This is a genomic window from Methanomethylovorans sp. (assembly GCF_050177135.1).
Lineage (GTDB): Archaea > Halobacteriota > Methanosarcinia > Methanosarcinales > Methanosarcinaceae > Methanomethylovorans.
In genome coordinates this window covers 1-9,994 of record NZ_JBFXHJ010000082.1, presented here as the reverse complement: position 1 = coordinate 9,994, position 9,994 = coordinate 1, and the positions used below count along the sequence as shown (strand labels likewise).

Below are 9,994 nucleotides of genomic sequence, written 5' to 3'. Positions count from 1 at the left end.
CAGCTCTTCATCTTTTATTTTAGTTTCCTCTTCAACGAACTGCAGCCATTTTGCAGCCTTTTGCTCATTTTTCCAATCCTGGATCTTGGCACGTTTCTGGTGTTCATTGACATCTTTGAGGGACAGATCAATGTGTCTGCGGCCAGTATCCACTTTCAGGACCTTACATACGATTTTCTGGCCTTCACGTACGTAATCACGTACGTATTTTACCCATCCGGCCTTGATCTCGGAAATATGGATGAATCCTTCTTTTCCGCCATACTCTTCAAGTGTGGTGTATGCACCGAAGTCCACAACGTCCTTTACTGTGCAGACTACAAAATCGCCAACATCTGGCCACTCATTGATATCCATCTGATCACTTTGAATACACTTATTCCAGGACTTCCAGGATGTGTGTCGTTATAGTTGATTTGCCACCTGTAGGCTCTGCAAGGGTCCTGCCACAGACCAGGCATGTTACCTTGGTACTTGCACTGCCGAAGATAACCTGTTCGTTCTCACAGTCATTACATTTGACACGTAAGAATCTGCTTTTTGGTTTTGTCATTGATCATCACTCCGCAAATTCGAATTTCTTTGCTCTGAAGCACGGTCTCTGATGGGACTTATTACACTCTGAGCAGCGATACCTGAGATATATCCTTTTTGTGGGTTTGTCTCCACCAGGAACCTTGGAGAACTTTCCGCTGTTGCCTATTCCTATCTGGCGCTTCTTCTGTCTTTCTATATGTGTCAGTGAGGAAGCTTTTCCTTTCTTCACCCTCTCCACCACATGTTCTGTGTGCTTTTTACAGAAAGGGCAGTGTGTTCTGAATCTTTTTGGGATCTTCATTATCTACACCTTTATTGATTTGAATCATAGTTTTGTGATGATGTGTGCAACGTTGCGTTTCACAAGACCTTGTGCGTTAGGGGTCGGTAAAACAACAACATCCTCTGCACTCAGCGTATAATCACGATTATCTAAAGCCTTAAAGGTAGGTAAGTCGTTCAGTATTCGCACAACAACGAACTCTTCATTTATATTACTTTTGCCTATTACTTCTGGAATGTTTTCCCCGGGTACTTCCTGTGTTCTTTCCGGCTCCTTTATTTCAGGCACATCCGAAGTGGTTCGGTCAGGATTTCCTCTTTGATCATGCTGATGTAGGACAACATCCATTGAAGTGCTTTCCCTGCAAGGTACGGTCTTTGAAGCTACTATCGTTTCCGGATTGAGTATTGGTTCGAGCAGTTCTCCTCTTGCAGAATTTATGGCAGATAATACAGAATCATATATCTTTCTTTCAGCAGGCAATAGTTTGTCCATATCCTGGCTAGGGGACTTTTTGGAAAAGGCATTGGAAGTTGCTCTTGTAGTGATCTTCTTTATTCTGCGCAGGAATATTACTTCAATGTCCGTGATAGCACTCTGAAGCTCATCCTCCAGCATTCTGGATTCAACGGATCTGGGATTATTGATCAGTCTTATCTCATCTTCCAGTTCCCGAATGTACTTAGCTACACTCTCGTAGAAATCAGAACTTAAGGACCTGAGGGAAGAACTGCTCTCACTGCGCAGGATATCTTTCAATTCTGTTCTATCCATATTTTGTCGCACCTCTGCACATCAGGTGCACTGCCTCATACTCTATATCCGGTCTCGACACCTCATTCTCCATAGTATTTTTCCTTCCAACTTTAAAACATAATGGTCCATCCTTCTTTTTGGGCCTGCTGAGATGTATATGACACTCCATCAACCTTTAAACCTTTATTGTTCAGCAGTGTGATAATACCTCCTTTGTTACCAAGCTTTGCTTGTTGTGACAATGTCACTGTGATAACGGCACCAGCATTGATTATACCTGAAAGGGTGTGTTTATTTTTCAACCTGTCAGCTATCTGCCAACCCCCAAGATCGATAGGTTCAGGTGAAGTATTGATCAGAGTTACTGTTTCCACCTCAGGTGCTGAACCAATCGGATTGGCCATTGCAGCTACAATTCTAATAACACCTTCGTTTACTTCCTCAGTAATGGCATGACCTGTTTTATCGTCAGTGTGCCAGGTCTGTGACTGGAAAGCTAAGAAAACGGCTACCCATTGGTTAGAAGACGGAAAATGGAAAATAAGTGCACCGTCTTGCCAGACCCCATCCTCGTTCCTGTGGGATGGGTCATTACCCTGATTCATGTGTATATCGTGAATGCCGTTACCCGGTTTAAAGCCAAAGATCTTGTCGGGAATGTCAGTCTCAGGTCCCCACCGCTCTCCGAACGCATAGGCAAAAGCATCTTCTTCCTGCATAGCTCGGTCTACATAGTGTTCAACATGATCGCTTAGATCATTGTCAGGTCCCGGCATATTGTGCGGAATCACCCGCATATCAGCTGGATCGAACAGATTACTGCGAATATAATCAAGTGCTTTTCCCCCAGGATCGCTCTCCAATTTTGTGAAGTCACTTGGCAACTCCGGTAAAATTGTGGTGATAGGATGACTAAAATTGTCATTGACTATAAAAAGCAACTCTGAAGGCTTTAACTGCGACATGACATTTACCGCAATACGGTAGTGGCTGGCGCCAGCTACAATATGTATCTGGTAATGTGGTGTTGATAGGTCCTCTTCACGCTTTGCTCCGATAACCTTGCCCTTAAGAACCCCATATTTCTCTATAGACATGATTCCTTAGCCCCCTATATGCTCAATTTGTAAAAAATGCAATCTGCATCTTCTTTTTAACTCCACTTCCCCGCTCAAAGTTAAAAATCTAATACCGTCCAAATCTTCATACGTGTCAAATTAGGGTAGTTTAGCTCCCTATTCACTTTCAGTATTTAGATGCTCATTGGATATATTCTTTTGGAACTATATATAAAAAACACGACTGTATAGTGCCAATGAACTGCGATGGGCACCACGTATCAATAGCCACAGATGTATTTTAAAAATTTTAAGTTAGGGAAGTGCTCTTACAGAGCAGTTTCATCGTAAGATCATATCTTTTCATCCTATCCTGTCTTGTCCAGCTTCCGCAACTCCTCTGCACATAAGGTGTACAGCCACATATTCCGGCAGCTCCTGCTCGCCCGGCTCCACCTCGATATCTTTCCCTTTCATCTGCACTGCAAAGGGCTTGATCACTTTTAACCTTACCAATCTTTCACCAAAAACCACTGCATCTGTCAAGGGCTCGAACTTTTCCAGATCATCGATATTTAAAGACATTACCTTAAGGCCGGAACCACCATGTAAAGACCCGGGAAGCCGTATCAAGCGCTTGATGTCAGCTGTAACAGGCTCATCCACAACAGCTGACATTTTCTTAATACCTTCTTCTATCAATGTATTGATTATTTTTTTATTCAGCCCTGACAGAACATCAATATTACCTTTCTTTAATACTTCCACTTGTGCTTCATCTCTAAAGATCTCTATGATCTGTCGGGCAGTTTTCTCTCCAACGCCTTTGAATCCCCTTAGGATCTCTTCAGCATCGTCCATGGAAACTATGTTTTTCATGAAAGAAACAAAATACCTGTTTATTCTTCCTTTCCAGCCGCCTTCAGTTTCCGAGGGAAATACCATCATCTGTGCACTCTCTCTTCCTGCATCTCCACTTACTTCTTTTGTGTCAAGTATCCTTTCAAGGTCTATTCCTTTCGCACTGACATAATCAACGATCTCACGCCTTTCGGGGCTTTCCAGATGCAGGACAGAAGGGTCAGTTATATGGCAATGGTACCCTCTCCCTCCTGAGAACACAATATGTACGTCCTTCTCATCAAATCCGAAGTCATCAAGCAGGAATTCCATTAGTTTAAAAGTTTCTTTTTTTCCCTTTTCCAGCATATCAGCATAAGAAGTGATCTTTCCTGGAAGGTGGTCTGAGTCAATATCAAATATCAGATCTGCTTTCTGCCAGTTCTTCTCTTTCATCTTCGGAGCGCTGGGATACTCGTAGTATGCAACAGAATAATAAGCATGAGCGGGAGCTATTCCTTTCAGGTAGTCCGTGATCTCTCCTTCAGAGCCGAAGGCAATGTGTCTCTTCATGAAAGTTTCAGAACTATCGCTGAAAGAGATGAAACCCCATTCGCGGGATATGTGTTCCGGGGGAAGGTGTATCTCAGCCTGTGAGTAATAGCCCCGGAACCTGTTCACAAGAAAATTCCGTGTCTTCTCATTCATTTTCTTCTTTATATCTTGTTGTTATCATTTCATTGTTAGTTCGATTTCCAAATTATCATTAATATTACTTTCTTGTCATAAACCTTATAGTCAACACCTGCATTATAGTCGCTTTATGAAAGAGGAAATGACAAGTGCAGATGTTGCAGCTCTTGTGGCAGAACTAAGTTCAGGTGAGCTCTCGCTCATTGATGCTAAAGTAGGGAAAATCTATCAGCCACTGGAAGATGAGATACGTTTCAACCTCTTTGTTTTCGGTAAAGGTAGGGTGGACTTTATAATCCAGGCCGGAAAGAGGGCCCATCTAAGCCAGTATGCTTCTCCGAGCCCTAAGATCCCACAGTCGTTTCCTATGCTACTGCGCAAACATGTAATGAGCAGCAGGATAGTTTCCATTAAGCAGTATGATTTTGACAGGATAATAGAGATCGGTTTTGTCAGGGGAGGTGTGGAAACGGTCCTGGTGGCTGAGCTTTTTGCCAGAGGCAATATAGTGCTCATTGACAATGAAAGGCGCATCATTCTTCCCATGAACCCTGCAACATTCAAAGGCCGCAGGGTAAGAAGTGGTGAGATATATAGTTATCCTGAAGCACAGATCAGCCCTCTTGAGGTAAATGAAGAACAGATGCTTACAGTCTTCAGATCATCTGATTCCGACGTGGTACGCACAATAGCCACCAGGTTCAATCTGGGTGGTCTTCTTTCTGAAGAGGTATGTTCGAGGGCAGGGATCAAAAAGAACCTTCCGGTTTCGGAGGTAGGCTCAGAGGAAATAGCTTTGCTCCTAAGGGCAATGAAAGAGATATTCTCTCCTTTGCAGACAGGAAAATTAGATCCATGTATCATAAAGAAAGGTGAAGAAGATACCGCTCAGTCAATAGATGTTGTACCTTTTGAACTGGAAGTATACCGCGAACTGACAAAAGAGCGTTATCCCTCATTTAACAAGGCTTTAGATGAGTATTTTGGTAAAAGGGAAGCTGCGTCGATCACTGAACAGGCAGTTTCGGTAAAAAAAGAAAAAGTTGATCTTCTGGAGCGCAGGTTAAAGCAGCAGGAAGAAGCTGTGGAGAAGTATGGTAAAGAGGCGGAGAAACAAACGTCCATTGCAGAAACCATTTATGCTAATTATCAGGCTGTAGAAGATGTTTTAAAAGTTCTTGCCAGTGCAAGGGATAAAGGTTATTCGTGGGATCAGATAAAGTCCACCATAAAGGCTGCAAAGGATTCTATTCCAGCTGCCAAGTCCATATTGAGCATAGACTCAGCTACAGGGACAGTGCTGCTTGACATAGGGGGCATGAGAACGAACATAGATCTCACTAAGACTGTCCCGCAGAACGCCCAGGTTTATTATGAAAGATCCAAAAAACTGGCAAAAAAACAGGAAGGTGCTATAAGGTCTATTGAGCAGACAAAACTGGCCATGCAGAAGAAAGAAAAGCCTGTTGCCAGGAAAGGAGGTACTGTTCGCATTAAGAGGCACTGGTATGACAGATTCAGGTGGTTTGTGTCATCGGATGGTTTCCTGGTAATAGGTGGAAGAGATGCCGACACCAATGAGGAGATCTTTGTAAAGTACATGGAAAAGCGGGACATCGTGCTGCACACCCAGGTGCCAGGTGCACCACTGACCGTGATCAAGACAGGTGGTAAAGAAGTACCGCCACAGACCATTGAGGAGGCAGCTTGTTTCGTAGTGTCATATTCCAGCATCTGGAAAGCAGGTCAGTTCAGTGCGGACTGTTACTGGGTAAACCCAACACAGGTTTCGAAAACTCCGGAGTCAGGTGAATACGTAAAGAAAGGGTCTTTCATTATCCGGGGTGAAAGGAACTATTTAAAGGACGTGCCTGTAGGGGTCGCAGTTGGCATTGAAATGGGTGAAGAGACAAGGGTAATAGGCGGTCCCCTTTCTGCAATTAGCGGAAGGGCGAAGCACGTTATGGAGCTGGTGCCAGGCAAGTTCAACCAGAACGACATAGCAAAAAAGATATACAGGAAATACGTGGATACAATAGGGGATGCATCATTTGTAAAACAGGCAGCTTCTCCTGATAAAATAGCTATGATGTTACCGCCGGGAGAATCCGACCTTAAGGTTTGATCATGTCCATGAGGGTTGCTTCCATGGTAATTATTTTTAAGTTGCTGTTTGTATGATCATTTTATTCAGGTGCTGATATGAGGGTAATGAAAAAGGACCTGCGGGGAAACGATGGGGAAATATCTGTTTTAGCTGAAACTCTTGATGACCTTTGGCATCTCAAATATATCATTGAGAAAGGAGACCTCGTTTTTGCTGTAACTAAAAGAAAAGCCGATGTCGCAACCGATAAATTACGTCCGGAAAAAGTAGAGAAGAAAACAGTGAGGCTTGGGGTCCGTGTGGAGGGTCTGGAATTCCATAAATTCTCCAACAGGCTCAGAGTACATGGTGTTATAGAACACGGTATGGATATTGGGTCCCATCATACTTTCAATATTGAGGAAGGAACTGATCTATCCATCATCAAGGTCTGGAAGAAGGATCAGCTGGAACGAATAGATGAAGCTGAGATAGCTTCCAAGCGGCCCTCGGTTATTATTGTTGCAGTAGAGGAAGGAGATGCGGATATTGGTCTTGTCAGGCACTATGGTATCGAGGTTTATTCTCATATAACTCAATCTGCAGGTAAAGCTGAAGGCAATCTGAGGACTGTTTTTTTCCAGGAGATCCTGGATCAATTGACCCATGCTGTTTCCGGCTCGGAGTCAATTGTACTTGCAGGACCGGGTTTTACAAAAGAGGATTTTCTGAAATATGCTCTGCAAAAAGAACCCGAGATGTTATCAAAGCTAGTTCTTGAAGACACAGCATCCATTGGTATGTCAGGTTTTCAGGAAGTTTTGCGAAGAGGTGCAGTTGACAGGATCATGGAGCAATCCCGGATTGCACGCGAGGCTAAATTGATGGAAGATCTCTTAAGGGAGATAGCAGTGGATGGCAAAGTAGCATACGGTCTGTCAGAAGTGAAAATGGCTCTGGATTATGGTGCAATAGATATACTTCTGATCTGTGACGAGTTATTGAGGGAAGAAAGGGAAAAAGGTGAGATTGATACTTTTTTGCAGGCCGTGGAGCATTCTCAGGGGAGTATAGTGGTATTTAGCACGGTTTTTGAACCCGGCCAAAAATTACTGGCTCTTGGAGGCATTGCAGCCCTATTGAGATTCAGGATATAGATCATTGTGTAACTTCATTTGTATTCAGGCTTCTAAAAGAAGAGCCAGATGTTGTTTATTGTATTTAAAATTGTCGAGTCTATCCGCCCTCCTTTCAAATATATATTTGTTATCTTATTTTTAATGTAATAAGGGTTGGATTTTTAATCGTTTTTAATGATAAAAACGTAGTAGATACCGTTTATTTGTCAATGCACCTTTCATATGTCTTAGAATACAGTATAAAGCCCGATATCGGTCAGATGCATCTCGCATTCTGTTCTGATTTTCTGCCGTGCCTGAAAGAAACAAAACACATATATACTGCTATTAGAAAGTGTCTTTATGTAGGAGGTGTTTGGCTAAGTTTGGATAGCTTACAGTATATGCATGAATTTGAATTTATCATTATGTAGCCCGTTTTCTTTGAAGGGTGGTATAACTATACAGTATAAGTGATTTATGATTGTATTAATCATTATATGATATTTGGGAAGTGACAAACTATGGAAGGCGAAATAACAATTAAAGACACAACGGCAGGAAGCCCGGCAGCAGTAGGTTTCTACGGTCTTGGGTTTGCAGCTACATTCGCAGGACTTTTAAACATGGGAATGCTCCCGGATGCACTCATGGTGATCGCAATGGCGATTATGCTTGGTGGCATTGCAGAAGTAATTGCTGGTTGGCAGTTATGGAAAAAAGGCGACACGTTCGGTGCAACAGCATTCACCATATTTGGTCTCTGGTGGCTCGGTTTTTCATACATAAACCTCGCTCCAATGGGGCTTTTCAACGCAACATGGGACGCAGCAAGTGCTACATCTATGGGATTTTTCACACTTGTATGGGGAATCATAGCAATTTTGCTCACACTTGGTACATTAAAGATCGGTCTAAAGATGCTAACCGTGGTCTTTATAGTACTTGACCTGACATTCCTCAGCCTTGCAGCTGTCTTCTTTGGAATGCTGCCACTGGGAATCGCAGGAGCAATAACCCTGATCACAGGTCTTGCAGCACTTTATCTTGCCACTGCACTGGTCTTGAATGCAGTTGGAATGAAAATGCCAATGTAAAACAGAACTTGTACTATCTGACCGGATCTAACCGGTCCATTCTCTTTTTTTAAAAATTATATTACGCAGGGATACACCTTTGTGGTTTGTCGATGCAGATCAATTCTTTTCCATCTATGTATATTCTAACCACGCCACCAGATTCTGATACAATGAAAGCCACAGCGACGGTATCTCTTGTGATGGCTGCTGCAGATACATGCCGCCCTCCAAGGCCCTTATCAATTTTTATATCTCTGGCATCCACGTCAAGATATCTGCCTGCGGCATGTATCTTTCCCTCTTCCGAGATCACAAATACTCCGTCCAGTTGTGCAAGTTCCTTCACTGATTCCCAGTTGTGCTCTTCAAGGATATTACTGTCCTCGGGTGTTTGTCCCAGATATGGGTTGATGATAAGAGGATGTGACCTCAGCATGACCTCATCTACATCACCTACGATCAATGCTGTACCCATTTTTTTGCCTTCACGTCCTTTTGTGGCAATATCGAAACAAATGTTCAAAACAGCACGTACAACTTCAGGCGATACACGTTCTTCACATTCCCGTATCTTTTTAACCATTTCGTTCTCCTTCAGGTCATGGACCACTATGGCACAGGAATCTATGCTGCCCACGATCCCGACAACATTCCCCTCTGAAATATTTCCCAGAACATGTTCAATAGCAGCTATGTTTTCCAGTTCTTCTAACTTATGATAAGACTGGTTGATCATCTTGTCTGTGAAAGTATGTACTCCATTTCCCCCATTGGAGAATATTAGATGATCTATGAGTTCTTTCTGGTCACTGAAAGCATGGTAAATAGGAATATTTGTTTTGATCTCTTCAAAACAAAGATCTCCGGAAAGGATTATTGCTGAAGAACTAAGTTCTTCGGCAAGCCTTACAGCAGTTTCAATAACAATGATAGTTTTTTCCATGTAGTCCTCTATCTGTCCAGTAGCCTCCTGTTCACTGCTATAATAATCAACGATCATTCCTTTTTGTTCCATTTTGCCCCTCTATTTATATAAAGATTTTATCTCTCATAAAGGTACCTATGTAAGCCAACAGCGCCAGTATTTTATCTTTCCAGTTCCAATTCTATAAAGGTGTTTATGTGATCAGGGCATTCGTGGCTGTGGATTTTCCGGAAGAATTCCATGCAAAGATCTCTGCGATACAGTCAAAGTTCATAGGACCTGGATTAAGACCAGTAGATCCTAATATTGTACATATCACCCTGAAGTTTCTGGGAGATGTTGATGAGGCACAACTGCCAGAGATCATCACAGCTCTCGATAGACTGGATTGTCCGTCATTCGATTCAAGAATTTCCGGGGTGGACGCTTTTCCAGGTATGAAGAATCCCAGGATAATATGGTTGGGTGCAGATGGTGACTATTCATGTATTCACGGGCAGTTGGAATCATTACTATCAAAAATAGGTTTTAAAAAAGAGCCACGCAAGTTCATTCCACATGCGACTCTTGCCAGGGTCACATATCTGTCCAATCCTCGAAAGAAAGAACTTATCTCTGC

The 9,994-nt window shown here is 42.8% G+C and carries 11 protein-coding genes; 4 read left to right on the top strand and 7 right to left on the bottom strand.

What is annotated here, in order from left to right:
- From AB7U21_RS07690 to priS, 6 genes are all read right to left on the bottom strand, one after another.
- The coding region (locus AB7U21_RS07690) for a S1 RNA-binding domain-containing protein (RefSeq protein ID WP_428388084.1) at positions 1-357 on the bottom strand (357 nt) is incomplete at its 3' end.
- A 19-nt stretch (positions 358-376) separates the two neighbouring features.
- A complete protein-coding gene (locus AB7U21_RS07685) occupies positions 377-553 on the bottom strand; it encodes a 30S ribosomal protein S27e (RefSeq protein ID WP_333787928.1) in 177 nt (58 codons plus the stop codon).
- Between the two features lie 6 nt (positions 554-559).
- Positions 560-838 (bottom strand): 50S ribosomal protein L44e, encoded by a 279-nt coding sequence (locus tag AB7U21_RS07680; protein WP_292352209.1) that lies wholly within the window; start codon positions 836-838, stop codon positions 560-562.
- Positions 839-862: 24 nt separating this feature from the next.
- The gene (locus tag AB7U21_RS07675) at positions 863-1,594 is read right to left on the bottom strand and encodes a hypothetical protein (protein ID WP_333787929.1); all 732 of its coding nucleotides are present in this window, start codon (positions 1,592-1,594) and stop codon (positions 863-865) included.
- Between the two features lie 92 nt (positions 1,595-1,686).
- Positions 1,687-2,673, bottom strand: a complete 987-nt coding sequence (locus AB7U21_RS07670; protein WP_333787930.1) for a DUF2278 family protein — start codon at positions 2,671-2,673, stop codon at positions 1,687-1,689.
- A 324-nt stretch (positions 2,674-2,997) separates the two neighbouring features.
- Positions 2,998-4,182: a DNA primase catalytic subunit PriS gene (priS, locus tag AB7U21_RS07665; RefSeq protein WP_428388080.1), complete on the bottom strand. Its 1,185-nt coding sequence runs from the start codon at positions 4,180-4,182 to the stop codon at positions 2,998-3,000.
- Positions 4,183-4,297: 115 nt separating this feature from the next.
- Here priS and rqcH point away from each other — a divergent pair, with 115 nt between their 5' ends.
- The 3 genes from rqcH (at position 4,298) to AB7U21_RS07650 (ending at position 8,468) form a co-directional block, all read left to right on the top strand.
- Complete coding sequence (gene rqcH / locus AB7U21_RS07660) at positions 4,298-6,292, top strand: ribosome rescue protein RqcH (RefSeq protein WP_428388078.1); 1,995 nt, start codon at positions 4,298-4,300, stop codon at positions 6,290-6,292.
- A 77-nt stretch (positions 6,293-6,369) separates the two neighbouring features.
- Entirely contained in the window at positions 6,370-7,410 is a 1,041-nt protein-coding gene (locus AB7U21_RS07655; RefSeq protein ID WP_333787664.1) for an mRNA surveillance protein pelota, read from the top strand.
- Positions 7,411-7,895: 485 nt separating this feature from the next.
- Positions 7,896-8,468, top strand: coding sequence for an acetate uptake transporter (locus AB7U21_RS07650; RefSeq protein WP_333787663.1), 573 nt, complete (start codon positions 7,896-7,898; stop codon positions 8,466-8,468).
- A gap of 61 nt (positions 8,469-8,529) precedes the next feature.
- On the opposite strand, the gene AB7U21_RS07645 is transcribed toward AB7U21_RS07650, so the two are convergent.
- Positions 8,530-9,465, bottom strand: coding sequence for a DNA integrity scanning protein DisA nucleotide-binding domain protein (locus AB7U21_RS07645; protein ID WP_428388076.1), 936 nt, complete (start codon positions 9,463-9,465; stop codon positions 8,530-8,532).
- Between the two features lie 107 nt (positions 9,466-9,572).
- Between AB7U21_RS07645 and thpR the strand changes: the two genes are divergently transcribed.
- The coding region (gene thpR, locus AB7U21_RS07640; protein WP_428388074.1) for an RNA 2',3'-cyclic phosphodiesterase at positions 9,573-9,994 on the top strand (422 nt) is incomplete at its 3' end.